Here is a 26,177-nt window from a genome sequence, read left to right on the forward strand (position 1 = left end):
AGTCGGTTCGTGGGTGTTGACCTGGGTGCCAACCGTTGGCGGTGGTGTCAACACGCGAACACGGTTGTCAGGCTGGGCGGTCGTGGCGGAGTTTCGGCTCGCCTGACGGGTGGCGGTTCCGCGGGGCCGGGACGCTGCCGCGCTAGATCGCGCTAGATGACGGCGCCGTCGTCGGGGTCGTTGGGGTGGTGGCCGCGCATGCGGGCGACCAGCGTGACGAAACCGGCGACGAACGCGACGACGGCGAGGAAGACGATCTCGTCGGACGGGCGCCAGGACATGATCGCGACGATGATCAGCGCGATGGGCGGCGTGATGACCGCCGCCCAGGCCAGCTGCTGGACGCGGTCGCCGCGGGGGATCGGGGCCGGCGGCGGCGGGACGAAGTGGTTGGCCGCCTCCTCGGCGGTGGCGTCGTCGATGCCGGGCGCGGGCGCCGCCGGATCGGGGTCGGGACCGGGGCCGCCGCGCCCACCGGCCAGCGGGCCGAGCGTGACGGAGGCGTCGCGGAAGTCGTCGGGGCGTGGCTCGTCGAGACGTTCGTCCGGGCCCAGCTCCTCGGCCGCCGGCCACGGCTGGTCGCCGTCGGTGGGGGAGGCGTGGAACGAGTCGATCAGCTCGGCCCAGGTCTGGTCGTCGTCTCGGCTCATCGCGGCAGGCCTCGGTTCCTCTTCGACGTCACTCTGTCGACGAACGCCGCGGCGCCGGAGAAGATTTCCGGCGCGTCGTAATCGAGGGTGGCGACGTGGTAGCTGCGGCGCAGGACGACCTCGGCGACATCGGTGGACGAGACGCCGGAGAGGATGACCGGCGCGCTGGTGGCGTCGACGACGTGGTCGTCGGCGCTGCGGTAGAGCAGCAGCGGCTGGGTGATCATGGCGAGGTCGCGGCGGACCAGCTGCCACAGCTTCGTCTGCGACCACAGCGCCTGCAGCGGGGTGCGGTCGTAGGCCCGCTCGTCCTGACCGGGCATCGCGATGTCGCCGGACAGCCCCGCCGCCGACGGGCGCAGCAGCCGCAGCAACGGCAGCGCCAGCAGCCGCTTGTCGGCGCTGGTGACGACCGGGTTGACCAGGACCAGCCCCTGCACCAGCGGGCCGTGCTCCTGCGCCAGCCGCAGCGCCAGGCAGCCGCCCATCGACAGGCCGGCGACGACGACCTGCTCGCACCGCTCGGCGAGGTCGAGCAGCGACCGCTCGACCCGGCGGTACCAGTCGGGCCAGCCGGTGACGTTGAGGTCCTGCCAGGTGGTGCCGTGGCCGGGCAGCCGCGGCAGCTCGACGCTGTACCCGAGCCCGGCCAGCTGCTCGGCCCAGGGGCGCAGGGAGGCCGGCGAGCCGGTGAAGCCGTGGCAGAGCAGCACGCCGACGGGGCCGGCGTCGTGCCGGTACGGCTCGATCGAGTCGACCGCCTCGCCTTCAGAGAGCATCGCGTCCCTCCCTTTCCCACTCGCAACCAGCATCGTCGCATGCGCCCGATCCGTCCGCGCGGGCGAGGCCCGTCGTTCGCCGCGCGCTTTGGCGGTAGTGTTCCGACGTGTTCTATTGGCTGATGAAGAGCGTCTTCCTCGGGCCGATCCTGCGGTTGATCTATCGGCCCTGGGCTGAGGGTGTGGAGCACGTCCCCGCCGAGGGCGGCGCGATCCTCGCGGGCAACCACCTCACCGTCGTCGACTCCTTCTTCATGCCGCTCGTTCTCGACCGTAAGGTCAGTTTCCTCGCCAAGAGCGACTATTTCACCGAACGCGGTGTCAAAGGGTGGTTCAAGCGCGTGTTCTTCGGCGGGATGGGCAATGTGCCGGTCGACCGCTCCGGCGGGCGGGCCAGCGAGGCGGCGCTGCGCACGGCCGTCCAGATCCTCGAGAGCGGCGAGCTGCTCGGCATCTACCCCGAGGGCACCCGCTCACCCGACGGCCGGCTCTACCGCGGCAAGACCGGCGTCGCCCGCATGGCGCTGGAGGCCCGCGTCCCCGTCGTCCCGGTGGCGATGATCGGGACGGCGGAGATGCAGCCGGCCGGGCGGATCATCCCCAAGCGCATGCGCCCGGGCATCAAGTTCGGGCCGCCGCTGGACTTCAGCCGCTACTACGGCATGGAGACCGACCGCCACGTGCTGCGGTCGGTCACCGACGAGATCATGTACGCGCTGATGGAGCTGTCCGGCCAGGAGTACGTCGACGTCTACGCGGCGACGGTGAAGGCGCGGGCCGCCGACGCGAAGGACGCCTGACGCCGCCGGCTCAGTGCCGGCCGGGGTAGCGGTCGGGCTCGGGCTCGGCCGGCTGCACGCTGTGGCTGGGGAAGTCGGCCAGCGCGCCGGTGGGGCGGTCGTCCCACTCGCTGAACGTCAGCGGGCTGGTGAGGTACGCCGTCAGCAGCTCGGCCGTGCGCCTGATGCCGTCGAGGTGGGTGCGCTCGTGGCCGTGGCTGGAGTCGACGCCGAAGCCGATCAGCGCGGTGCGGCACTCCAGGCCCGACTCGATGGCCGGCGCGGCGTCGGAGCGGTAGAAGCGGTAGACGTCGCGGCGGAACGGCAGCTCGTTGCTCTCGCACAGCCCGATCAGCCGCCGCGTCAGGTGGTAGTCGAACGGGCCGGTGGAGTCGAGCATGCCGATGTTGACGGTGTCCTCGCGCGACTCCTGCCCCTCGCTGACCACGGCGTTGTCGACGGCGACCAGCTCGGCCACGTACTCGTCGAGGCCGTGCGTGGCGCCCATGCCGACCTCCTCGCCGATGGTCACCAGCAGGTGCGCCGTGACCGGGCGGGTGCGGCCGTCGTCGAGGAGGGCCTTGACGGCGGCCAGGCAGGCGGCGACGCCGGCCTTGTCGTCGAGGTGCCGCGCCTTGACGTAGCCGTTGGGGGTGATCTGCGGCGCGGCGTCGAGCGCCACGAAGTCGCCGACGGACAGGCCGAGGTCGAGGAGGTCCTGCCGGCTCCCGACCGGCTCGTCCAGCCGCACCTCGACCTGGTGCCAGCCGACGCCCTGGGTGTCGACGGCGTCGCCGAAGTTGTGCCCGCTGGACATCAGCGGCAGCACCGTGCCGGTGTGCAGGTTGCTGAGGTCGTCGGTGAAGACGGTGACGTGGGCGCCCTCGGCGAACCGGGCGCTGTGCGTGCCGACCGGCACGACCTCGAGCCGGCCGTTCTCCTTGAGCCGCTTCACCATGCAGCCGATGGTGTCGGCGTGCACGACGACCGCCCGGCTCGCCCCGCCGACCGCGCCCTCGCCGGGCAGCGTCACTCGCAGCACGCCGCGGCGGGTCAGCCGGATGCGGACGCCGAGATCGGTCAGGCGGTCGCCGACGACCTGCATGACGGCGTCGGTGCGGCCCGACGGGCTCGGCGTGCGCAGCAGCTCGAGCAGGACGTCGCGCAGGTACTCCTCGTCGATGGGCAGCGTCTTCATGGCTCTACCCTGACATGCCGGGCCGGTAGCCTGCCGGGGTGCCCGCGAACGACGTGACCCAGGTGGCCGACGACTACCTCCGCGACCTCGCCGAGCTCGACCCGTACGCCGCGCAGGCGCTGGGCCGCACCTCGTCGTCGCTGATCGAGGACCTCTCGCCCGACGCGTTCGCGCGGCGGCACGCGGTGACGGCGCGGGCGGCGGCCCGGCTGGCCGCGGCCGAGCCGTCCGGGTTCCGGGAGCGTGTGCTGCGCGAGGCGCTGGCCGAGCGGCTGGCCAGCGACGTCGCGCTGTACGAGGCCGGCTTCACGACGGCGCTGCTGGCGCCGCTGGCGACGCCGGTGCACTGGGTCCGGCAGACGTTCGACGACCTGCCGGGCGACGACTGGGACGCGATCGGCCGCGAGCTGGCCCGGGTGCCGGTGGCGCTGCGGGAGTACGCGGCGACGCTGACGGCGTCGGCGGATCGCGGGCACGTGGCGGCCCGCCGGCAGGTGCTGGCCGTGGCCGCGCAGTGCGACGGCTGGGTGCGTGACGGTTTCTACCCGTCCCTGGTGACCGCGCAGCCGGCACTGGCCGGGCCGGCCGCCGCGGCGGCGGAGGCGACGGCGGGGTTCGCGGCGTTCCTGCGCGACGACCTGCTGCCGCGGGCCGGGACCCGCGACGGCGTCGGGCGCGAGCGGTACGAGGTGACGTCGGCGGCGTTCCTCGGCGCGCGGATCGACGTCGAGGAGACCTACGCGTGGGGCTGGTCCGAGCTGGCCGCGCTGACGGCCCGGGCGCGCGCCGTCGCCGCGTCCATCGTCGCCTCCGGTGACGTTGACGACGCGGTGCGGGCGCTGGACGCCGACCCGTCCGGTGTCATCGACGGCGTGCCCGCCCTGGAGGCGTGGCTCCAGCAGCGCGTCGACGAGACCATGGACGCCGTCGCCGGCACCCACTTCGACGTCCCGGACCGCACCCGCCGCGTGGAGTGCCGCGTCACCCCGTCCGCGTCGGGCGTCATGTACTACGTGCCGGCCGACCCGGGGCTGACCCGGCCCGGGCGGGTCTGGTGGACGCTGCCGGACGGCGTCACGCGGGCGCACACGTGGCGCGAGGTGTCGACGCTGCACCACGAGGGCGTCCCGGGGCACCACCTGCAGCACGCCGTCACGCTGGGGCTCGACGACCTGCATCCGTGGCAGCGGTCGCTGTGCCACGTGCACGGCTACGCCGAGGGCTGGGCGCACTACGCCGAGGAGCTGGCCGACGAGCTGGGGCTGGTGCGGACGCCGGGCGAGCGGCTCGGGATGATCTTCGCGCAGCTCTGGCGCGCCGTCCGCGTCGTCGTCGATCTGGGGCTGCACCTGGACCTCCCGATCCCGCGTGGCAACGGGCTGGTCGACGGCGAGCGGTGGACGCCGGAGCTGGGCGCCCGCCTGCTGGTGGACGTCGCGCGGGTGGACCCGCGGACGGCGGCGTTCGAGGTCGACCGGTACCTCGGCTGGCCGGGCCAGGCGCTGGCGTTCCGGGTCGGGGCCCGGCTGTGGCGCGATGCCCGCGCTTCGTCGTCGCTGGACCCGCGCCGCTTCCACGCCGCCGCGCTGGGGCTCGGGCCGGTGGGGCTCGGCCCGCTGCGGACGCTGCTCAGCGACCTGCCACCAGCTCCGTGAGCGCGCCGATCAGCCCGTCGGCGTCGTAGCCGTCCAGCACCCCGGGCAGGGTGAGGTTCTCGACGATCAGCCAGCTCAGCGCCAGGTACAGCAGCACGACGGTGGTGTCGTCGCCGGGCAGCCCCGACTCCCGGTGCGCGGCGATGTTCTGCTCGAGGTTGTCGCGCATGGTCGCCGTCAGGGACGCGCGGATCTCCGGACGGCGGATCGCCTCCAGCCGCAGTTCGAGCAGCGCCAGGTACTCCGTCCGTTCCGCTGACAGCCGGTGGTACATCGCCGTGAGCTCGTGCCGCAGCACGCCGGGGGAGGGCTCGGGCCGGGTGCGCAGCATCTCGGCGACCGTCGCGTCGTCGGGGCGGAGCCGGACGTGGATACGCTCGGCGGCCTGCCCCAGCAGCGCGTTCCGGTTCGCGAAGTAGTTCGACGCCGTGCCCGCCGGCACCCCCGCCGCCCCGTCGACCGCGCGGAACGTCAGCCCCCGTGCGCCGTCGCGGGCCAGCACCTCGATCGCGGCGTCCACCAACGCCGTCCGTCGTTCCGGGTTCTGCGCCATGATCTCCCCTCGGACTTGACAACCACTACGCCTAGAGTACTACAACTGAAGTAGTTGTTGCTGACTTCAGGAGGAACCATGCGATCGCTCGTCTACTACGTCGCCTCGACCATCGACGGCTTCATCGCCGGCCCCGGCTCCGAGGTCGACTTCTTCTCCGCCGACGGCGACCACGTGGCCGCCATCGGCGAGGAGTACCCGGAGACCATCCCGGTGCACTTTCGCTCCGTGCTCGGCATCGACCCGCCGAACCGCACCATCGACACCGTCCTCGAAGGCCGCGGCTCCTACCAGTTCGGCCTCGACGACGGTGTCGCGAACGCCTACCCGCACCTGCGCCACCTGGTGTTCTCCCGAACCCTCGGGACCGCCCCCGACCCAGCCGTCGAGGTGGTCGCGACCGACCCGGTGGCGCGGGTGCGCGCCCTGAAACGTGAGCCCGGCGGGCGCATCTGGCTCTGCGGCGGCGGTGAGATCGCCGGCGTGCTGCGCGACGAGATCGACGAGCTGGCGATCAAGATCTACCCGGTCGCGATCGGCTCCGGCCGCCCCCTCTTCGGCGCGGCCGGCTTCGCGCCGCACCAGTTCCGGGTCGCCTCCAGCCGCACCTTCGACGACGGTGTCGTCTTCGTCCACTACGCCCGCCAGCCCGCCCATGATCATCCAGGATTTGGGGCGTGATCACACCCCGAAACCTGGACGATCTTGGAGCGGCAGCGGCCAGCGAACACCAAGCCGAGCGGAGCCGGTAGCCACACCCGAAGTGGCCAGTGAGCGGCCAGCGAACGGCGACCCACAGCGGAGTCGGTCGCCGGAACCCCACCCAGCAAGGGCGAGCGGCCAGCGGACCAGGAGCACAGCGGGCAGGGGAGCCGGGCCCATGGTTCGGCCGGCCCCTTGACGCTGCTTGAACCGGGGGCGCGGGCGGCCGGGTCAAGCGGTCCTCCGCCGCGCGAAGCGCCAAGCAAGAGGTCCGCTTGAGGCGGCCTCCTGCGCCCCCGACCATCGAGAGCAGCAGGGGGCTGGCCCACGCGGCAGACCCAGCCAACGCGAGCCCGGCGAACCCGAGCCCGGCGACCCCGGCCAACCGCTACGGCTGAGGAACAGGCGGCGGCTGCCACGCCCTCGGCGTCGTCCGGGTGGCGGGGAAGAGGAGGTCGACGAAGCGGGCGGCGGTGGGTTGGGGCTCGTGGTTGGCGAGGCCGGGCCGCTCGTTCGCCTCGATCAGCACGTACTCCTCGCCCTCCGGGCTGGGCACGATCATGTCCAGCCCGGTCACCGGGATGTCGATCGCCTCGCTGGCCGCCACCGCGGCCGCCGCGAGCGTCGGGTGCAGCGACGCCGTCACGTCGTGGATCGTCCCGCCGGTGTGCAGGTTGGCCGTGCGCCGGACCCGCAGCGCCACGCCCTCGGGCAGCACGTCGCCCAGTCCGTACCCGGCGGCGCGCAGGGTCTCCACCGTCGTGTCGTCCACCGGCACCCGGGACTCGCCGCCGGTCGCGGCGGAGCGGCGCCGGCTGTGTGCGTCGATCAGGTCGGCGACGGTCTGCCGGCCGGTGCCGTACACCGTCGCGGGGCGGCGGACGGCGGCGGCGACGACCTCGTGGCCGATGACGACGATGCGCAGGTCCTCGCCGTCGACGCACTCCTCGATGAGGACGTCGGGGCAGAACGTCTGGGCCAGCGACACCGCCGAGGCGAGCGCGGCCGGGGACGTCACCCCGACGGTGATGCCGCGGCCCTGCTCGCCGCGGACCGGCTTGACCACCGCCTCGCCGACCTCGGCGAGGAACGCGGCGTCGGCCTCGGCGGAGGAGGCGCTGACGCCGCGCGGCACCGACAGCCCGGCCCGTTGGAAGATCCGCCGGGTCAGCTGCTTGTCGTCGCAGCGGCTCATCGCGACCGCCGTCGTCAGCTCGGACAGCGACTCGCGGGTGACGATGCGCCGCCCGCCGTGCGACAGCCGCAGCTCGCCGCTCTCGGCGTCGGTGATCTCGACCAGGATGCCGCGCCGCCGCGCCTCGTCGGCGATGATCTTCGCGTACGGGTTCAGCTCCGTCTCCGCGGGCCCGGCCACGTACAGCGGCTCGTTGATCGGGTTCTTCCGCTTCACCGCGAACACCGGCACCCGCTGGAACCCGAGCCTGGTGTACAGCCTGATCGCCGGGTCGTTGTCGTGCAGGACGGAGAGGTCGAGGTGGTCGCGGCCGCGGCCGATGTACCGCTCGGCCAGCACCCGCACCAGCGCCTCCCCGACGCCGGGGATGGTGCTCTGCGGGTCGACGGCGAGGCTCCACAGGCTGGCGCCGTTGTCGGGGTCGTCGAACGCGCGGACGTGGTCGACGCCGGTGACGGTGCCGACGACGGCGCCGGTGCGCTCGTCCTGCGCCACCAGGTAGGTGAACGTCGGCGTGCGCTGGTTGCCCCACATGAGCGCGGTGTCGCCGGTGACCATGCCGCGGCCCGCGTACAGCCGGTTGATCTCCTCGGCGTCGGCCAGTTCGCTCATCTTGCGGACGAACACGCCGGAGACGGGGTTGCGCCGCGGCCGGTAGCGGTGCAGCTCCAGCCGGTACGTCAGCGACGGGTCGATGAACAGCTCACCGGGCGCGTGTGACACCAGCACGTGCGGGTCGGCGACGTACATGGCGATGTCGCGGCGGCCCTCCTCCTCGGCCCGGAGCAGGTCGATGACGTGCCGCGGGTCGTCGAAGGTCTGCGCGAACACCAGCCGGCCCCACGCGAGGTCGACCAGGACGTCGCGCTTCATGTCCCGGACGAGGTGTTCCGGCGCCTCTTTCCACGGCGTGCTCCACAGCGAATGCTGGCCCCTTCGCCGGGGATCGGTCACCGGGTCACGCCCTCGCCGGGCAGCTGCGTCTGCAGCCACAGCTCGAGCAGGCCCAGCTGCCACAGCCGGTTCCCGCGCAGGGGAGTGAGGTCGGCGTTCGGATCCTGCCGCAGCCGGTCGACGTACTCGGGCCGGAACAGGCCGCGGTCGCGGGCGGCGGCGGAGTGCAGGGCGTCCTCGACGAGCTCGAGGTACGGGCCCTGCAGGTACTTCAGCGCCGGCACCGGGAAGTAGCCCTTCGGCCGGTCGATCACCTCGTGCGGGATGACCCGGCGGGCGGCCTCCTTCAGCACGCCCTTGCCCTCCTGCGCCAGCTTCAGCTCCGGCGGGCACTGCGCGGCCAGCTCGACCAGCTCGTGGTCGAGGAACGGCACCCGCGCCTCCAGCCCCCACGCCATGGTCATGTTGTCGACCCGCTTGACCGGGTCGTCGGTGAGCATGATCTGGGTGTCCAGCCGCAGCGCCGCGTCGACGGCGGTCTCGGCGCCGTCGCGGGTGAAGTGCTCGCGGACGAAGTCGAGGCTGACGGCGCCGTCGGTGAGGTAGGCGGGCGCGACGACCTCGGCCATCGCGGCGTGGTCGCGGTCGAGGAACGCCTTCGCGTAGGTGCCGACGGCGTCGGCGCGGCCGACACCGGCCAGCGGCGGGTACCAGTGGTAGCCGGCGAACACCTCGTCGGCGCCCTGCCCGGACTGCACCACCTTGACGTGCCGGCTGACCTCCTTGCTGAGCAGGTAGAACGCGACGGCGTCGTGGCTGACCATCGGCTCGCTCATGGCGGCGATCGCGTCGCCCAGCGACGGCAGCAGGTCGGCGCCGACGCGGATGCGGTGGTGGTCGGTGGCGAACTCGCGGGCGATGACGTCGGAGTACTTGAACTCGTCGCCCTCCTCGCCGCCGACCGCGTCGAACCCGATGCTGAACGTGTTGAGGCCGGTCTGGCCCTCCTGCGCGAGCAGCCCCACCACCAGGCTGGAGTCGAGGCCGCCGGAGAGCAGCACGCCGACCGGGACGTCGGCGACCAGGCGACGACGGACAGCGACACGGAGGCTTTCCAGGACGGCCTCCTCCCAGTCGGTGTCCGACCAGGCGGCCTTCGCGGGGTCGCGGGTGAAGGACGGGTCCCAGTAGACCCGTTCGCGGCTGGCGCCGCCGGGCTCGACGACGCGGACGGTGGCGGGCGGCAGCTTGCGGACGCCGGCGAGGATCGTGTGCGGTGCGGGGACGACGGCGTGCCAGGACAGGTAGTGGTGCAGCGCGACCGGGTCGATGGAGGTGTCGACGCCGCCGGCCCGGACCAGCGCCGGCAGCGTGCTGGCGAAGCGCAGCCGCTCGGGCGTCTCGGCGAGGTACAGCGGCTTGATGCCGAGGCGGTCGCGGGCCAGCACCAGCCGGCCGGTGTCGCGCTCGTGGATCGCCAGCGCGAACATGCCGATGAGGTGGTCGACGAAGTCCTCGCCCCAGCGGTGGTACGCCTTGCCGATGACCTCGGTGTCGGACGTGGAGAAGAACCGGTAGCCGTGCCCGCTCAGCTCGTCGCGCAGCTCACGGTAGTTGTAGATGCAGCCGTTGAAGACGACGGCCAGGCCCAGCTCGGCGTCGATCATCGGCTGGTGGCCGTGTGGGGAGAGGTCGATGATGGACAGCCGGCGATGGCCCAGCGCCAGCGACCCGTGCGCGTAGGCGCCGGAGTCGTCGGGCCCTCGGGCCACCATGGCGTCGCACATGAGGCCGACCGAGGCGAGGTCGGCGGGGCGGTTGTCGAACCTGAATTCTCCGGTGAGACCGCACATGTGTTTCGAGCCTACCCACCCTTCCGTTCCCGGGCGCGGGGAACGGGCGCCCCCGATTCCCTTCTGGTGAGGGGTACCCCCAGTTCACGCCCCGAAACGCAGTTCGGCGGCGGCGCTCTCCGTGAGATGCGCCACCGCCGAACCGGTGGATCTGTGCTACCTAGCCAGGTGCTCGGCTCAGACGTTCGAGCCGTTCACACGGCGGCGGGCCGCGAAGGCCGCACCGGCGCCACCAGCGGCCAGCAGCATGGCCAGGCCGATCATGGTGGTGGTGTTCGAACCGGTGTCGGGCAGCTCCTCGCCGTCGTCGTCACCCGGGTCCTCGGTGGGCGTCGCGGACGGGGTCTCGCTCGGCTCCTCGGTCGGGGTCTCGGTCGGCGTCGGGGTGGGCTCCTCGGCCTCCGTCACCGTGATGGTGACGGTGGCGGGGATGCCGTCGGTGTGGCCGTCGTTGGCGAGGTACAGGAAGGTGTCCTCACCGGTGAAGCCCTCGGCCGGGGTGTAGACCAGCGTCGTGAGGGTCTCGTCGTCGGTGGTCAGCGAGCCGGACTCGGCCTCGCTCACCTTGAACGTGACGTCGTCGCCGTCGGCGTCGTCGGCCGTCAGCGTGATCTCGACCGGCTCGCCGGCGGTGGTCTCGATCTGGACGTCGGCGACCTCGGCCGAAGCGTTGCCGTCGAGGACGGCGGCGATGCTGTCGGTGACGGCGCTCAGCTGGGTGTAGACACCCGGGATGCCCGGGCGGGCGCAGCCCTCGCCCCAGCTCACGACGCCGACCTGGAGGTACTCGCCGTTCTCCTCGACGAGCAGCGGGCCACCGGAGTCGCCCTGGCAGCTGTCGACGCCGCCCTGCTCGAGGTCACCGGCGCACAGCTCGACCTCGGGGCTGGTCTGGATGCCGATGGCCTCGTAGGCCGCGACGCACTCGTCGTCGCTGACGCCCGGCACGTCGACCTCGAGCAGCACGTCGCTGGCGTCGCCGCCCTCGGACGTGGCGCCCCAGCCGATGACGCGGAAGGTCTCGGACGCGTCGAACGAGTCGTCGGAGACGATGTCGACCGGGGTGGCGACCTCGGCCGGCACCTCTTCGCTCAGCTGGACCAGCGCCCAGTCGTTCGGGATGCCGGAGATGTTGCCCGAGCTCACGGACTCGGACGTGAACGTCTGGATGTCGGGGCTGGTGAGGTCGACCGAGCCGAAGTGCGCGACGATGCCGTCGGTCGGGCCGGAGCCGTTGACGCAGTGCGCGGCGGTGAGGATGACGTCAGGCTCGATCAGCGAGCCGCCACAGGCGAACTGGTCGTCGATGACGAGGTACGTGACGAACGGGTACTCGCCCTCGGGGCGGGAGCGCCGCCGACGATCTTCGTCTCGAAGTCGGCGGGAGAGCTCTGGACGATGAGGGACTCCTGCGGAATCTCCTCGGCCGCGGCTGCGGTGCCGGCGGCGCTCATGACGGTGAGGCCCGTGACCAGGGCCGCCGTCAGCGCGCCCGCAGCGCGGACGCGCGCGCGGAAGGTAGTCACACTGTCTCCAATTCACATGAATGTCAGTTCAGCATCGAGCCCCCCGTCTCCGCGCGTGCCCGCGGACGACAGGAGGGCCCGAAATGCTGGGAATGCTACACGAGGCAGGGATCCGCGGGAACCAACGGGGGGTGAATCGCGTCTAACGCGTTTCCGGCCCCCCGGAAGCCCCTGCCGATCGGTGCCACGCAGGGCCGGATCGCACCGTCGCCGCACTGTCAGTGCAGGTCAGGGGCGTGTTCCGGGCCGGGTGACGGCCACGACCGACACGACCGGCAGGAGAAGGATGGCATGAATTGCCGCCATGCCGGGCGTGTCGCGCCGGGATCGGCGCGGAAAATCGCCCGATGGCACCCGGGTGCCGCCGCTAGTGTCGGAATGGTGACCGACATCTCGCGCACCCATCCCGTCATCCCCGAGCGGCCCACCGTCGACGGGCTGGACGAGGTATGGGCGGCGCGCTGGGAGCGCGACGGCGTCTACCGGTTCGACCGCACCCGCCCGCGTGCCGAGGTGTTCTCCATCGACACCCCGCCGCCCACGGTGAGCGGCTCGCTGCACGTCGGGCACGTCTTCTCGTACACGCACACCGACGTCGTCGCGCGCTACCAGCGCATGCGTGGCAAGGCGGTCTTCTACCCGATGGGGTGGGACGACAACGGCCTGCCGACCGAGCGGCGGGTGCAGAACCACTTCGGCGTGCGCTGCGACCCGTCGCTGCCGTACGTCCCCGGCTTCGAGCCGCCGGCCGACGGCGCCGGGCGCGCGGCGAAGGACCAGCTGCCGGTGTCGCGGCGCAACTTCATCGAGTTGTGCGAGCGGCTGACGGCCGACGACGAGCGCGTGTTCGAGCAGCTGTGGCGCCGGCTCGGGCTGTCCGTCGACTGGTCGCACGGTTACCAGACCATCGACGCCGCGGCCCGGCGGGCGTCGCAGCGGGCGTTCCTGCGCAACCTCGCCCGCGACGAGGCGTACCTCGCCGAGGCGCCCACGTTGTGGGACGTCACGTTCCGCACGGCGGTCGCGCAGGCCGAGCTGGAGGACCGCGAGCGTCCCGGCGCCTACCACGAACTCGCCTTCGCCCGGGCCGGTGGCGAGCCGCTGCTCATCGCGACGACCCGCCCCGAGCTGTTGCCGGCCTGCGTCGCCGTCGTCGTGCACCCCGACGACGAGCGGTACGCCGCGCTGGTCGGCAGCACCGTCCGCACGCCGCTGTTCGGCGTCGAGGTCCCCGTGGTGGCGCACCGGCTGGCCGACCCGGAGAAGGGCACCGGCGCGGCGATGATCTGCACGTTCGGCGACACCGCCGACGTCACCTGGTGGCGCGAGCTGGCGCTGCCCACCCGTCCCGTCGTCGGCCGCGACGGCCGCATGATGCGCGACGTCCCGCCGTGGCTCGCCGACCCCGCCGGGCGCACGGCGTACGAGCAGCTGGCCGGCGCGACCATGCACACCGCCCGGGAGCGGGTGGCCGCTCTGCTGCGCGACGGCGGCGGCCTCGTCGGCGAGCCGCGGCCCATCACCCACCCGGTGAAGTTCTACGAGAAGGGCGACCGCCCGCTCGAGATCGTCACCACCCGGCAGTGGTACCTGCGCAACGGCGGCCGCGACGACGAGCTGCGCGCGGCGCTGCTCGAGCGCGGCCGCGAGCTGAGCTGGCACCCCGAGCACATGCGGGTGCGGTACGAGAACTGGGTCGGCGGGCTGAACGGCGACTGGCTGGTCAGCCGGCAGCGGTTCTTCGGCGTGCCGATCCCGCTCTGGTACCCGCTCGACGACGCCGGCGAGCCGGTGTACGACGCGCCGATCGTGCCCGACGAGGCCGCCCTGCCGGTCGACCCGTCCTCCGACGCCCCGCCCGGATACGCCGAGGAACGGCGCGGCGTGCCCGGCGGCTTCACCGGCGACCCCGACGTCATGGACACCTGGGCGACGTCGTCGCTGACGCCGCAGATCGCCGGCGGCTGGGAGGCCGACGACGACCTGTTCGCGCGGGTGTTCCCGATGGACCTGCGGCCGCAGGCGCACGAGATCATCCGCACCTGGTTGTTCGCCAGCGTCGTCCGGGCCCACCTCGAGAACGGCGTGCTGCCGTGGCGGCACGCGGCCATATCCGGCTGGATCATCGACCCCGACCGCAAGAAGATGTCGAAGTCGGTCGGCAACGTCGTCACCCCGCTGGACCTCCTCGACCAGTACGGCTCCGACGGCGTGCGCTACTGGGCCGCGAACGGCCGGCCCGGCGCCGACACCGTGTTCGACCCCGGCCAGATGAAGATCGGCCGGCGGCTGGCGATGAAGATCCTCAACGTCAGCCGGTTCGTGCTGGGTCTCGGGCCGGTGGCCGGCGACGCCGAGGTCACCGCGCCGCTGGACCGCGCCGTCCTGGCCGCGCTCGACGACACCGTCGCGGCCGCCACTCGCGCCCTCGACGACTTCGACCACACGCGCGCGCTCGAGGTCACCGAGCGGTTCTTCTGGGACTTCTGCGACGACTACGTCGAGCTGGTGAAGGCCCGCGCCTACGGCGACTCCGGCGACGACGCGGGCGCGGCGTCGGCTCGGGCGGCGCTGCGGCAGGCGCTGGCGGCGCTCCTGCGGCTGCTCGCGCCGTTCCTGCCGTTCGTCACCGAGGAGGTCTGGTCGTGGTGGCGCGACGGCTCGGTGCACCGGGCGCCGTGGCCGGAGGTCACCGCCGCCGGTGGCGACGCGGAGCTGTTCGCGACGGCGTCAGCGCTGATCGGGGCGGTGCGCAAGGCGAAGTCGGAGGCGCGGCTGTCGTTGCGGACCGAGGTGCCGCGGGCGGTCGCGCGGGTGCTGCCGGGCGATGCCGAGGCGGCCGGCGCGCTGCTCGGCGACGTCAGCGCGGCCGGCCGCATCGCCGTCCTCGACGTCGAGCCCGACCCCGGCGCCGACACGGTCACCGTCGCGTTCACCTGAATAGGAATACCCCTAGGGGGTATTTTGGTTGCATGGTCTGAGGCAACGAGAGGTGAAGCGACCATGGAACAGCACGAGCACGCCGTCGCGACGGAGCATCACGGTGCCCACGATCACGCCGGTCACGCGGGTGCGCCCGCGGGGCACGCCGGTGGGCACTCCGCGCACTCCGGACACGACAAGCACGCCGGGCACGGCGACGGCAGCATGTTCCGGGACAAGTTCTGGGTGAGCCTGATCCTGGCCGTCCCCGTGGTCGGCTTCAGCACGATGTTCGCCGACCTGATCGGGTACGAGGTGCCCGGCTGGTCGACGTGGATCCCGCCGGTCCTCGGCACGTTCCTGTTCTTCTACGGCGGCTGGCCGTTCCTCGCCGGCGCCAAGGCCGAGCTCGCCGACCGGCTGCCCGGCATGATGACGCTGATCTCGCTGGCCATCACCGTCGCGTTCGTCGCGAGCGGGCTGACCACGCTGGAGATCGGCAGCCTCGACCTCGACTTCTGGTGGGAGCTGGCGCTCCTGATCGTCGTCATGCTGCTCGGCCACTGGCTGGAGATGCGTGCCCTCGGTCAGGCGTCCGGGGCGCTGCAGGCGCTGGCCGAACTGCTGCCCGACACCGCCGAGCGGGTCGGCCCCGACGGCGCCGTGACGGAGGTGCCGCTGGCCGAGCTGGCCGTCGGCGACGTCGTCCTGGTCCGCTCCGGCGGCCGGGTGCCCGCCGACGGCGTCGTCGCCGAGGGCACCGCGGAGGTCGACGAGTCCACCGTCACCGGCGAGTCCAAGACCGTCACCCGCGGGCCGGGCGACCGCGTCGTCGCCGGCACCGTCGCCACCGACACCGCCGTCCGCATCGAGGTCAACGCCGTCGGCGACGACACCGCGCTGGCCGGCATCCAGCGTCTGGTGGCCGACGCGCAGGCGTCCAGCTCGCGGGCGCAGGCCCTGGCCGACCGCGCCGCCGCGTGGCTGTTCTGGTTCGCCCTCGGCGTCGGCGCCCTGACGTTCGTCGTGTGGGCGCTGCTGGGCGAGGCGTCGGACGCGGTCGAACGCACCGTGACGGTGCTGGTCATCGCCTGCCCCCACGCTCTCGGGCTGGCCATCCCGCTGGTGATCGCGATCTCCACGGCGATGTCCGCCCGGGCCGGCATCCTGGTCAAGGACCGGCTGGCGCTGGAGCGCATGCGCCAGGTCGACGCCGTCCTGTTCGACAAGACCGGCACGCTGACGATGGGCCGCCCGGCGGTCTCCGGCGTCGCGGCCGCCGGTCCGGTGAGCGAGGACGAGCTGCTGGCGCTGGCCGCCGCGGCCGAGCGCGACTCCGAGCACCCGCTGGCCAAGGCCGTCGTCGCGGCGGCATCCGGCCCGGTGCCGGTGGCGACCGAGTTCCGCTCGCTGACCGGCAAGGGCGTCCGTGCGGTCGTCGACGGCGCGCAGGTCTCGGTCGGCGGACCCGGCCTGCTGCGCGACCTGTCGCTGGCGGCGCCGTCGTCGATCGCCTCGTCCGTCGACGAGTGGGCCGCGGCCGGCTCGACCGTCCTCTACGTCGTCCGCGACGGCGACGTGCTGGGCGCGCTGGCGCTGGCCGACGAGATCCGGCCCGAGTCGCGCGAGGCGGTGGCGCTGCTGCGTGCGGAGAAGGTGCACACGGTGATGATCACCGGCGACGCCCGCAACGTGGCGGAGTCGGTGGCGGCGAAGGTCGGCATCGACGAGGTGTTCGCCGAGGTGCTGCCGGAGGACAAGGACGCCGCGGTGGCGTCGCTGCAGCAGCGCGGCCTGTCGGTCGCCATGGTCGGCGACGGCGTCAACGACGCGCCCGCGCTGGCCCGCGCCGACGTGGGTGTCGCGATCGGCGCCGGAACGGACGTCGCGGTCGAGTCCGCCGGCGTCGTCCTGGCCTCCGACGACCCCCGCGGCGTCGTCTCGGCCCGCCGGCTGTCGACGGCCAGCTACCGGAAGATGGTGCAGAACCTGGTGTGGGCGACGGGGTACAACCTGCTGTCCGTGCCGCTCGCGGCCGGCGTGCTCGCGCCGATCGGGTTCGTGCTCCCGCCGGCGGCCGCCGCCGTCGCCATGACCGCGTCGACGGTCATCGTCGCGGCCAACGCCCAGCTGCTGCGCCGCCTCGACCTCCGCCCCGACCGCCTCGCGCGCTGACCGTGTCACCCCGCCTTTGCAATGAGCACCTATATGCACCGGTGCGTATGGGTGCTCATTGCAAAGCGGAGCGGTGGGCCCGGTGGCGGCGGACGGCCTGGCGGTTGGCGCAGCGGGGCGAGCAGTAGCGCTGCCGCCCGTTGCGGGTGACGTCGGCGAACGCGACGTCGCAGTCGGGGGCGGCGCAGCGGCCCAGCCGGTGCAGCCCGCGCTGGGTGAGGAACCACGCCAGCCCGAACGCCGTGATCGCCGCGAACTGCCGTTCCGGCGGCACGTCGTCGGGGCGGAAGTGCACGTGCGGCGGGCCGTTGTGCAGGCTGATCCGCGGGTGCGCGGTGCCGCGGGCGAGCAGCCGGTTCAGCGCCTCGATGCGCTCACCGGACGTCGGCGCGTCGACGACGCGGGCCAGCTCCGTGCGCCAGCGCCGCAGTCCGGCGACGTCCTCGGCGGTGGGTGAGCGCTCCAGCAGCAGGTAGTGCTCGGCCGCCAGCGCGACGATGTCGGCGGGGGAGTCGAGGCGGGCGTTCACCACGGCGGCGGCGAGCTGCGCGCCCTCGTCGCTGTAATGGTTGAAATGCACAATGCCATGACAGCACGCTGGACGCATGAAGGAAAGAGCAGTGGAAGTGGTCCGCGCCTGCGGCCGGTGCGGCGCCACCGTCCGGCCGGACCGCGTGACGTCCTGGCACCGCACCGGCGACGGGTTCGTCGGCTACGCCCGCTGCGGCTGCGGCGGCCTGGTGGTGGTGCGCCCCGGGTAGCGCGCCGCACGTCGCAGCGGGGGAGAATCGTCGGATCGCGTCGCCGAGGAGGATCCATGGGCTCGAGCAGCCACCGCATGACCGCGCAGGTCGCCGTCACCGACATGACCCGGGCGACGGAGTTCTACGAGGGACGGCTCGGTCTCTCCGCGACACGGACCGACGCCGACGGCAGCAAGGGCGTGCTCGAGAGCGGCTTCGACTACGGGACCTTCTCCATCGAGGGCGACCGCTAGCGTCGCAGCACGTCGAGCGCGGCGCGGGCGGCCCGCCCGATCGCACGGTCGGCCTCCGGCTGCGACCGGGCCGCGACGGTCGAGGCGGTGAGCGCGGCCACGGCGATGCGGTCGCCGGTCGACGTGGTGACCATGCCGGCCTCGTGCCGCAGGTTGAGGAACGTGCCGGTCTTGCTGCTGACGGTGACGGCGTCGGCGGCCAGCTCGGCGCCCATCCGCTGGCGCACCTGGTGGCCCAGCAGCTCGCGCAGCCGCGCCGTCGCCGCAGGGACGCTGACGTCGTCGGTCCAGACGCGCTCGACCAGCGCCACCAGCCCGGCCGCCGTGCCGCTCGTGGCCGCGGCGACGTCCAGCGTCGGCAGCACGTGCCCGCCGCCGTCGGTGGTCGCGCGCACCGCCAGCTCCAGCGCCAGCACGGGATCGTCCGGCGCGACCGCCGCCGCGGCCTCGTACAGCCGCCGCATCGGGTGCCGCACCACGATGCCGTCGCACCCCCAGCCCTGCAGCGTCGCCGTGACCCGCTCCGGCGGCACCAGCGCGAACACGGCGTCGGCGGCGGCGTTGTCGCTCACCGACAGCATGAGCAGCAGCAGGTCCTCCAGCGCGACGCGGCTCGGGTGCCGGAACAGCGCGGCGCCGGTCGGGCCGGGTGTCATGGCGCCGGGGACGAGGTCGACGGGGTGCGCGGGGTCCAGCTCGCCGGCGGCGACTAGGTCGAGCACGACCAGCGCCAGCGGCAGCTTGCTCACCGACGCCAGTGCGTACGGCGCGTGCACGTCGAAGCCGAGATCCTCGCCGGTGTCGACGTTGCGGGCGTACAGGGCGCCGCGCAGCCCGGTGGCGGCCCAGTCGGCGCGGATGTCGTGTGCCGTGCGCACCGCCTCGCCGGAGAACCCGAACGCCTCGGACGTCGTCACCGCGGCTCCTCCGGGTCGGTGACCAGCCCGGCCGCACGGGCCAGCGCCGGCAGGACGGTGCCGACCAGCTCGCGCGGCACCTGCGCCCGGCCGGCGACGGCGTACGTGCGGCGCACCGCGACGTCGCCGAGCGGGCGCCAGCGCAGCCGGTGCGCCGCGGCCCACGCGGGCGTGCACAGGACCGCGTCGCCGTATTCGAGCGCGCAGGTCAGCGCCTCGGTGTCGGGGGTGCCGACGCGCAGTTGGCCGTCCAGCAGCCCGGCCAGCCGGGCGGCGCGGCGCACCGGGTCGCGGACCCACGGCACGTCGTCCTCGGCGGACAGGTGCAGCGCCCGCGGCCGGCCGTCGTCGCCGCCGGAACGGCGCAGCTGGTCCAGGTGCAGCCGCCGCCCGCGCAGGTCGTCGGTCGCGGTGCCCCCGCCCAGCTCGGCGCCGGTCTCCTCCTCGTCCGGCGGGCAGGGCAGCAGCGCGACGTCGAGCCGGCCGCGGCGGACGAGCGCGGCCCGCTCCGCGGCGGGCTGCTCGGCGAACGTCAGCGTGACGCCGGCCGCGGCGGCCAGCCGGCGGGCCGCCACCAGCGCCCGCGGGTCGGGCCCGGACGGGATGCCGGCGCTCAGGCCGGCGGCTCGGGCCGCGGCGGCCAGTTCGCGGAAGTGCCCGGCCCGGGCGACGAGGTCGGCGGCGTGGGGGAGCAGCGTGCGCCCGGCGTCGGTCAGCTCGACCTGCCGGGACGAGCGGTGCAGCAGCGTGCTGCCGAGGTCGCGCTCCAGCGCCGCGACCCGCCGGCTGACCACCGGCTGCGGTGCGCCGCAGAGGTCGGCGCCGCGGGTGAAACTGCGGGCCTCGGCCACCGCGACGAACGCCTCCAGGTGCCGTAACAGATCCACGGGCAGCCACCATACCCATTCGGCATGGATCGGTGGCGGTTGCGTCTTGGACATCGGTCCGGCCGCCTTGCGACGGTGACGGCGTTGGCGCACCGCCTCGAGGAGGAACCCATGACCCGTTCGCTCAGCCGCCGCGCCGTTCTGCGGGCCGGCCTCGCCGTCCCGCTGGCCGCGTCGGCCGGCCTGCTCGCCACCGGCGGCGCCGGGGCGGCCGGCTCCGGTCCGGACCCGGCGGTCCGCGAGTTGGAGCGCGCCCACGACGTCACGCTCGGCGTGAGCGCGACGAACCTCGCGACCGGCACCCGGCTCGCGCACCGGTCCGGCGACCGGTTCCCGATCCTGTCGGTGTTCAAGTCGATCGCCGCGGCCGCCGTCCTACGCGACCTCGACGAGTCGCGGCTGGAGCACCGCGTCTGGTACCCGCCGGCCGACATCCTGCTGAACTCGGCGATCACCGCCGAGCACGTCGACACCGGCATGACCGTCGCGGAACTGTGCGACGCCGCGATCCGCTTCAGCGACAACGCCGCCGGGAACCTGCTGCTGCGCGAGATCGGCGGCCCGCGCGGCCTGACCGCGTTCGCCCGGTCGACCGGCGACGACGCGACCCGGCTGGACCGCTGGGAGATCGAGCTGAACACGGCCGAGCCGGGCGACGTGCGCGACACCTCGACGCCCGCGGCGCTGGCCCGCACGTTCGCCGGCCTGCTCGTCGGCGACCTGCTGCGGCCGCGGGACCGGCGGCGGCTGCGCGACTGGATGCTGGCGAACACGACCTCCGGTCCGCGCTTCCGCGACGCGCTGCCGGACGGCTGGCGGCTGGCCGACAAGACCGGCGCCGGCGACTACGGCGCCAACAACGACGCCGGGGTGGCATGGAACCCGGCGGGCCAGCCGATCGTCATCGTTGCCATGAGCCGCCGCGCCGAGCGCGACGCCCCGCGCGTCGACGCCGCCCTGGCCGACGTGGCCCGGCTGGTGGTGCGGCGGCTCGGCTGACCGGGGGCGATGTGCATTGGCGCTAGGGTATGCGGGACGACGGTGAGGAACGGGGAACAATGATCAGGACGCGGCGAACTCTCGCGGCCATGGCCGGTGGCGTGTTGGTGGCGACGGCGGCGGGGTGCAGCAGCGACGATCCGCCCGACGCCACGCCGGTGGCCGAGCAGCTGGCCGACGCGGTCGCGTCCGGCGACTTCACCGGCGTCCCGCTCGGCGACGCCGGTGCCGAGGACGCGAACGCGGCCGTCGAGGCCATGGTCGCCGGCATGGGGGCGGCCACCCGCACCGTCACCGTCGCCGACCTCGCGCAGACCGACGACGAGAACACCCGCGAGGTCACCCTCGACGTCGGCTGGGACCTCGACGGCTCCGCCGCGTCGCCCGCGGAGGGGACGGAGACGCCGGCGGAGACGCCCGCGGCCACCTCCGCGACCCCGGACACCCCCGACTGGACCTATCAGACGACCGCCACGCTGCGGGTCGCCGACGACACCGAGGCCGGCTGGACGGTCGACTGGTCGCCCGCGGTCCTGCACCCGCAGCTCACCGACGGCGCCACGCTCGACCTCTCGCGCACGCAGGCGCCGCGCGCGGACATCCTGGGCGCCGGCGGCGCGGTCGTCGTCACCGAGCGGCCCGTGTACCGCATCGGCATCGACAAGACCCGCGTCGACGCCGCGCTGGCGCCCGCGTCCGCCGCGTCGCTGGCCGAGCTGGTGGGCGTCGACCCGGCCGGGTTCACCGAGCGCGTCCAGGGCGCGGGGGAGCGGGCCTTCGTCGACGCCATCACGCTGCGCGAGGGCGACGCCGCGCCGCTGCTGGACCAGATCGCGGCCATCGAGGGCGCCGTCGCCATCGACGACACGCTCGCGCTGGCCCCGACCCGCGACTTCGCCCGGCCCGTCCTCGGCACCGTCGGCGACGCCACGGCCGAACTGGTCGAGGAGTCCGGCGGGCGCATCGTCGCCGGTGACGTCGTCGGGCTGTCCGGGCTGCAGGCGCAGTACGACGAGCAGCTCGGCGGCACGCCCGGGCTGGCCGTCGAGCTGGTGCCGCCGGCGCCGGCCGACGACCCCACCGCCACCGCGTCCCCCGCCGCGGACGCGCCCGCGGACGAGTCCGCGCCGGCCGAGCCGGAGGTGCTGTTCGAGCGCGAGCCGGTGGCCGGCACCCCGCTGGCGACGACGCTCGACATCGACCTGCAGACCCGCGCCGAGACCATCCTCGCCGACGTCGGCCCGGCCAGCGCCATCGTCGCGGTCCAGCCGTCCACCGGCGCCGTCCTGGCCGCGGCCAGCGGGCCCGGCGGCGAGGGCTACTCGACGGCGACGCTCGGCCAGTACGCGCCCGGCTCGACGTTCAAGGTGGTGACGTCGCTGGCGCTGCTGCGCGCCGGGCTGACCGCCGAGTCCACGGTGCCGTGCACCCCGACGGTCACCGTCGACGGCCGCGCGTTCGAGAACTACGACGACTACCCGTCCGGCGCCCTCGGCGACATCACCCTGCGCCAGGCCGTCGCGAACTCCTGCAACACCGCGTTCATCAGCCAGAACGGTGTCGCCGACCAGGCCGCGCTGGCGCAGGCCGCGGCGTCGCTGGGGCTCGGCGCCGAGTACCAGGCCGGCGCGCCGGCCTTCCTCGGCGCGGTCCCGGCCGAGGCCGACGGCACCGCGCACGCCGCGTCGATGATCGGCCAGGGCGAGGTGCTGGCGTCGCCGCTGGCCATGGCCACGGTGGCCGCCTCGGTCGCCGCCGGGCACACGGTGGCGCCGACGCTGGTCGACCCGCCCGCCGCGGCGCCCGAGAGCACCCTGACCGCCGACGAGGCGGCCGTCCTGCAGGACCTCATGCGCGCCGTGGTCGAGGACGGCAGCGGCGCGTTCCTCGGCGACGTCCCCGGCGACCCCGTCGGCGCGAAGACCGGCACCGCCGAGTACGAGGCCGACGGCGAGGTCCGGTTGCACGCCTGGATGATCGCGACGCAGGGCGACCTCGCCGTCGCGGTGTTCGTCGAGGACGGCGAGTCCGGCTCGCGCACCGCCGGCCCGCTGCTGGAAGCCTTCCTAGGCGGCTGACCGGCGGGCCGCGGCGAGGTACGGGCGCAGCTGCGTCTCCAGGTGCGAGGCGAGGCTGCGCGCGTACGTCGCGGTGAGGTGGTGGTCGTCGCGCCAGACCACCACGTTGCCGATGACCGCGGGGCACTCGTCGGTCGGGCAGATGGCCCGGTTGAGGTCGACGACGTCGACGTCGCCCAGCTCGCCGGCGGCCACCCGCTGCTCGTCGCCGGCCTTCTCGACGGCGTCGGCGCGCGGCTGGGCGCACTCGGTGAGGCGGTCCGGGTTCGCGCTGACGCACTCGGCCGGGTCCTGGTCGAGCCACGGCGTGTTCTCCAGCACCACCAGCTCGACCCCGGCGTCGCGCACCGCCTGCCAGCTGTCGCGCAGCCCGTCGGCCAGCCGCTCGGCACTGGCGTCGTCGCCCAGCTCGCGGCCGTCCTCCCACACCCGGTACGAGTTGCTGCCCGACGTCACCACCAGCTCCGGCTTGTCCGGGCCGGTCAGGCGGTCCAGCAGCGCCTCGTTCCAGTCGTGGCAGGACGTGTACGGCGCACCGGCCGCGGTCGTGACCTCGACGGAGAAGAACCCGCAGGACGACTTCGTGTACGTCTCGATGCGCCAGCCGTACCGCTCGCCCAGCACGTCCAGCGCGGGCTGCCACTGCGCCGCGTGCGAGTCGCCGGCCAGCGCGATGACGCGGCCGGCGTCGAGGTCGCCGTACGCGCAGCTGGCGAGGTCGGCGTCCTCGGCGTTCTGCTGGCAGCCGTCGGGGTAGATGTCCGGGTTGTCCTCGGGGACGTCGATCGGGTCCGGCGTCATCGCGGGCACCTGGTCGACGGGGACGCCGTCGGGGTCGCCGGCCGGGTCGGGTGCGAGGACGGCGGCGCCCGGCGCGGCGTCGGCGGTCGCGTACTCCGGGACCGCCTTGACCGTGACCAGCGCGGCCAGCAGCGCCGTCGCCGTCGCCGCCACCCCGACGGCGAACGCCCGCCGCGGCCGGACGGCGAGCACGCGGGCGTGGTGGATCGGCGCCTCGACCAGCCGGTGCGTGAGCCAGGCCGGCACGAACGCGGCCAGCACCACCAGCGTCCCCTGCTGCGGCGACAGCGCGCCCCACACCGCACCGGCCGTCAGCAGCAGCGGCCAGTGCCACAGGTACAGCGAGTACGACAACCCGCCCACCCACCGCATCGGGGCGCTCCCGAGCAGCCGCCCCGGCGTCGTCCGCACCGTCGAAACGCCCGCCGCGATCACCGCGGCCGTCCCGAGCACCGGCAGCAGCGCCGCCGCGCCGGGGAACGCCGTCGCAGCGTCGTAGGTCAGGGCCGCCCAGCCGACGGCCGCCAGTCCGCCGCCGGCCAGCGCGCCGGCCACCCACGCCGGCAGCCGTTCCAGCCGCCGCGCGCCGATCGCCACCGCCGCACCGGCCGCCAGCTCCCACGCCCGCGTCGTCGACACGAAGTACGCCGCGCCCGGCGACGCCGCCGTCAGGTGCACCGACCACGCGAACGACGGCACCGCGACCGCCGCGAGCCCGGCCAGCAGCGTCCGCCGCACCGACCCGCCGCGGCGGCGCCGGCACCACCACACCAGCGCGAGGATCAGCACCGGCCAGAGCAGGTAGAACTGCTCCTCGACGGCCAGTGACCAGAAGTGCTGCACGGGGCTGGGCGCGTCGCCCGCGGCCAGGTAGTCGACCGAGTCGGCGGCCAGGGTCCAGTTGACCACGTACGTCGCCGACGCCGCGATGTCGCCGGCCACCGACGGCCAGCGCAGCGGCGGGAGCAGCAGCAACGTCAGCCCGGCCGTCGCGGCCAGCACGACCGCCGTCGCCGGGAGCAGCCGGCGGATCCGGCGGGCGTAGAAGCGGCCCAGCCGCAGTCGCCCGGTCGATTCGACCTCGCGCAGGATCAGCCCGGTGATGAGGAAGCCGGAGATGACGAAGAACACGTCCACGCCGACGAACCCGCCGCTGACCAGCGGCAGGCCCGCGTGATAGGCGAGCACGAGCAGCACCGCGACGGCGCGCAGGCCCTCGACGTCCGGCCGGAACCGAGGACGGGCCTCGGCTCCGGCTGTCGCCGTGGTGGCGGAAGTCAGGCCGGCTGCCCGATCGCCCCGATCAGGTCGGCGAACCAGGGCGTGGACGGGTCGAACTCCTTGCCGCCCTTGATGCGGTCGAACTCGATGGCGCGCAGCCGGCCGCCGCGCTCCTCGTCGTGGCCGATCAGCCCGCCCTCGTGCCGCAGCGCGCACTCGACGGCGAGGTCGGTGCAGCTCTTGATGAGGCGCAGGTCGTCGGAGTTGGCGGCGGCGGAGCGGCTGAAGTAGCCGCTCTTCTGCACCATGACCTTCTCGGCGCCGACCCGGGCGGCGAACTGCTTCGCGAACCAGGCGCCGGGGTTGATCTTGTCGATCTTGACGTGGCCGAACGGGTCGCGGGGGACCTCTTCGCCGGCCGCCTCGAGCTCGCCGACGATGGCGTCGACACCGGCGCCCTCGGACAGGAAGATGTTGACGCAGCCCAGGTCGTCCATCAGCGAGCGCAGCCGGCCGGCCTCGGCGTCGAGGTCGAGCTTCTGCTCGGGCACGTACACGGCGTGGACGTCCCAGCGGCGAGGGTCGACGCCCAGCTCGGGCGCCCATTCCTGGGCGGCCAGCCACTTGCGGTAGGCGCGTGCCGTGGCGGCCGTCAGCCAGCCGCAGTGCCGGCCCATGACCTCGTGCACGATGAGCATGCGCGGGTTGGAGGAGTGCTCGGCGATGATGTTGCGGGCATAGACCGAGCCCTGCTCGGCGGCCGTCCAGGCGCCCAGGCTCTGCCGCACCGGCACGATGTCGTTGTCGACGGTCTTCGGCAGCCCGACGACGGTCAGCTCGTAGTCGTTCGTCGCGAGGTAGGCGGCGAGGTCGGCGGCCGTGGTGTTGGTGTCGTCGCCGCCGATGGTGTGCAGCACGTCGACGCCGTCGCGGGTGAGCTGCTCGGCGGCCACGTGCAGCGGGTCCTGGCCCTCCTGGACCAGCCCGCGCTTCACGCAGTCGGCGACGTTGGTCAGCTTGACCCGGCTGTTGCCGATGGGGGAGCCGCCGAACCGGTGCAGCCGCGACGCCGTGGCCCGCATCTCGGGCGTGACGGTGATGGAGCGGCCGGTCAGCAGGCCCGCGTAGCCGTCGAGATAAGCGATGATCTCGACCTCGGGCGCGATCTCGGTGTACCGCTCGATCAGGCCGCCGACGGCCGACGACAGGCACGGCGCCAGGCCGCCGGCCGTGAGCATCGCGACCTTGCGCACCGGTGTGCTCTCGGGCATGTGAGGTGACCTTCTGTCGGAGGGGACGGATCGCCTGACACCCTACCTTCGGCACCTGAGACCGCCAGGCGAGCTGTCCGGGGTATGGGCGTTCGCGGCGGGCGCGACGCGGCGCGGCCTACCCT

The 26,177-nt window shown here is 73.9% G+C and carries 21 protein-coding genes; 9 read left to right on the plus strand and 12 right to left on the minus strand.

The window, feature by feature from the left end:
- Positions 1 to 152 precede the first annotated feature (152 nt).
- Positions 153 to 650: a hypothetical protein gene (locus BLV02_RS09775; RefSeq protein WP_069115284.1), complete on the minus strand. Its 498-nt coding sequence runs from the start codon at positions 648 to 650 to the stop codon at positions 153 to 155.
- Positions 647 to 1,429, minus strand: coding sequence for an alpha/beta hydrolase (locus BLV02_RS09780; RefSeq protein ID WP_069115285.1), 783 nt, complete (start codon positions 1,427 to 1,429; stop codon positions 647 to 649). The genes BLV02_RS09775 and BLV02_RS09780 overlap by 4 nt, the downstream gene beginning before the upstream one ends.
- A 107-nt stretch (positions 1,430 to 1,536) precedes the next feature.
- Between BLV02_RS09780 and BLV02_RS09785 the strand changes: the two genes are divergently transcribed.
- Complete coding sequence (locus tag BLV02_RS09785; RefSeq protein ID WP_069115286.1) at positions 1,537 to 2,229, plus strand: lysophospholipid acyltransferase family protein; 693 nt, start codon at positions 1,537 to 1,539, stop codon at positions 2,227 to 2,229.
- Between the two features lie 10 nt (positions 2,230 to 2,239).
- Here the strand turns inward: BLV02_RS09785 and BLV02_RS09790 are convergent, their stop codons facing one another.
- On the minus strand, positions 2,240 to 3,406 hold the full coding sequence (locus BLV02_RS09790; protein ID WP_069115287.1) for an osmoprotectant NAGGN system M42 family peptidase: 1,167 nt from the start codon (positions 3,404 to 3,406) through the stop codon (positions 2,240 to 2,242).
- Positions 3,407 to 3,444: 38 nt separating this feature from the next.
- Here BLV02_RS09790 and BLV02_RS09795 point away from each other — a divergent pair, with 38 nt between their 5' ends.
- Entirely contained in the window at positions 3,445 to 5,061 is a 1,617-nt protein-coding gene (locus BLV02_RS09795; protein WP_083289288.1) for a DUF885 domain-containing protein, read from the plus strand.
- Here BLV02_RS09795 and BLV02_RS09800 read toward each other — a convergent pair.
- Entirely contained in the window at positions 5,036 to 5,614 is a 579-nt protein-coding gene (locus BLV02_RS09800) for a TetR/AcrR family transcriptional regulator (protein WP_069115288.1), read from the minus strand. The two genes, BLV02_RS09795 and BLV02_RS09800, sit on opposite strands and share 26 nt — an antisense overlap.
- A gap of 78 nt (positions 5,615 to 5,692) precedes the next feature.
- Between BLV02_RS09800 and BLV02_RS09805 the strand changes: the two genes are divergently transcribed.
- Positions 5,693 to 6,295 carry a dihydrofolate reductase family protein gene (locus BLV02_RS09805; protein WP_069115289.1) on the plus strand — a complete coding sequence of 201 codons (603 nt, stop codon included), beginning with the start codon at positions 5,693 to 5,695 and terminating at the stop codon, positions 6,293 to 6,295.
- 409 nt (positions 6,296 to 6,704) lie between these two features.
- Here BLV02_RS09805 and ngg read toward each other — a convergent pair whose 3' ends face one another.
- The 3 genes from ngg to BLV02_RS09820 form a co-directional block, all read right to left on the minus strand.
- Positions 6,705 to 8,384 (minus strand): N-acetylglutaminylglutamine synthetase, encoded by a 1,680-nt coding sequence (gene ngg / locus BLV02_RS09810; RefSeq protein ID WP_083289289.1) that lies wholly within the window; start codon positions 8,382 to 8,384, stop codon positions 6,705 to 6,707.
- A gap of 77 nt (positions 8,385 to 8,461) precedes the next feature.
- A complete protein-coding gene (locus BLV02_RS09815; RefSeq protein ID WP_069115290.1) occupies positions 8,462 to 10,258 on the minus strand; it encodes an N-acetylglutaminylglutamine amidotransferase in 1,797 nt (598 codons plus the stop codon).
- Positions 10,259 to 10,435: 177 nt separating this feature from the next.
- Entirely contained in the window at positions 10,436 to 11,800 is a 1,365-nt protein-coding gene (locus tag BLV02_RS09820) for a trypsin-like serine protease (protein WP_074946262.1), read from the minus strand.
- A gap of 362 nt (positions 11,801 to 12,162) precedes the next feature.
- On the opposite strand from BLV02_RS09820, the gene valS reads away from it, so the two are divergent.
- Together valS and BLV02_RS09830 are read left to right on the plus strand one after the other, a co-directional pair.
- Positions 12,163 to 14,724, plus strand: coding sequence for a valine--tRNA ligase (gene valS / locus BLV02_RS09825; RefSeq protein ID WP_069115292.1), 2,562 nt, complete (start codon positions 12,163 to 12,165; stop codon positions 14,722 to 14,724).
- Between the two features lie 63 nt (positions 14,725 to 14,787).
- A complete protein-coding gene (locus tag BLV02_RS09830; protein WP_069115293.1) occupies positions 14,788 to 16,881 on the plus strand; it encodes a heavy metal translocating P-type ATPase in 2,094 nt (697 codons plus the stop codon).
- Positions 16,882 to 16,936: 55 nt separating this feature from the next.
- On the opposite strand, the gene BLV02_RS09835 is transcribed toward BLV02_RS09830, so the two are convergent.
- Positions 16,937 to 17,461 (minus strand): CGNR zinc finger domain-containing protein, encoded by a 525-nt coding sequence (locus tag BLV02_RS09835; RefSeq protein WP_069115294.1) that lies wholly within the window; start codon positions 17,459 to 17,461, stop codon positions 16,937 to 16,939.
- A gap of 25 nt (positions 17,462 to 17,486) precedes the next feature.
- Between BLV02_RS09835 and BLV02_RS36425 the strand changes: the two genes are divergently transcribed.
- Together BLV02_RS36425 and BLV02_RS09840 are read left to right on the plus strand one after the other, a co-directional pair.
- Positions 17,487 to 17,642 carry a hypothetical protein gene (locus BLV02_RS36425; protein WP_171906917.1) on the plus strand — a complete coding sequence of 52 codons (156 nt, stop codon included), beginning with the start codon at positions 17,487 to 17,489 and terminating at the stop codon, positions 17,640 to 17,642.
- A gap of 56 nt (positions 17,643 to 17,698) precedes the next feature.
- The gene (locus BLV02_RS09840) at positions 17,699 to 17,878 is read left to right on the plus strand and encodes a hypothetical protein (protein WP_069115295.1); all 180 of its coding nucleotides are present in this window, start codon (positions 17,699 to 17,701) and stop codon (positions 17,876 to 17,878) included.
- Here BLV02_RS09840 and BLV02_RS36430 read toward each other — a convergent pair.
- Together BLV02_RS36430 and BLV02_RS09850 are read right to left on the minus strand one after the other, a co-directional pair.
- Positions 17,875 to 18,795: a serine hydrolase gene (locus tag BLV02_RS36430; protein WP_069115296.1), complete on the minus strand. Its 921-nt coding sequence runs from the start codon at positions 18,793 to 18,795 to the stop codon at positions 17,875 to 17,877. The two genes, BLV02_RS09840 and BLV02_RS36430, sit on opposite strands and share 4 nt — an antisense overlap.
- Positions 18,792 to 19,682 carry a LysR family transcriptional regulator gene (locus BLV02_RS09850; protein WP_069115297.1) on the minus strand — a complete coding sequence of 297 codons (891 nt, stop codon included), beginning with the start codon at positions 19,680 to 19,682 and terminating at the stop codon, positions 18,792 to 18,794. Before BLV02_RS09850 ends, BLV02_RS36430 begins: the two co-directional genes overlap by 4 nt.
- A 111-nt stretch (positions 19,683 to 19,793) precedes the next feature.
- On the opposite strand from BLV02_RS09850, the gene bla reads away from it, so the two are divergent.
- Together bla and BLV02_RS09860 are read left to right on the plus strand one after the other, a co-directional pair.
- Positions 19,794 to 20,681: a class A beta-lactamase gene (bla, locus tag BLV02_RS09855; RefSeq protein ID WP_069115298.1), complete on the plus strand. Its 888-nt coding sequence runs from the start codon at positions 19,794 to 19,796 to the stop codon at positions 20,679 to 20,681.
- Positions 20,682 to 20,770: 89 nt separating this feature from the next.
- Positions 20,771 to 22,759: a penicillin-binding transpeptidase domain-containing protein gene (locus tag BLV02_RS09860; RefSeq protein ID WP_216094628.1), complete on the plus strand. Its 1,989-nt coding sequence runs from the start codon at positions 20,771 to 20,773 to the stop codon at positions 22,757 to 22,759.
- On the opposite strand, the gene BLV02_RS09865 is transcribed toward BLV02_RS09860, so the two are convergent.
- Together BLV02_RS09865 and BLV02_RS09870 are read right to left on the minus strand one after the other, a co-directional pair.
- Positions 22,748 to 24,880 carry an acyltransferase family protein gene (locus tag BLV02_RS09865; protein WP_083289298.1) on the minus strand — a complete coding sequence of 711 codons (2,133 nt, stop codon included), beginning with the start codon at positions 24,878 to 24,880 and terminating at the stop codon, positions 22,748 to 22,750. The genes BLV02_RS09860 and BLV02_RS09865 overlap by 12 nt on opposite strands.
- Positions 24,838 to 26,052, minus strand: a complete 1,215-nt coding sequence (locus BLV02_RS09870; protein ID WP_069115300.1) for a pyrophosphate--fructose-6-phosphate 1-phosphotransferase — start codon at positions 26,050 to 26,052, stop codon at positions 24,838 to 24,840. The genes BLV02_RS09865 and BLV02_RS09870 overlap by 43 nt, the downstream gene beginning before the upstream one ends.
- Between the last annotated feature and the right edge of the window lie 125 nt (positions 26,053 to 26,177).

The sequence above is a fragment of the Jiangella alba genome (assembly GCF_900106035.1).
Taxonomy (GTDB): domain Bacteria; phylum Actinomycetota; class Actinomycetes; order Jiangellales; family Jiangellaceae; genus Jiangella; species Jiangella alba.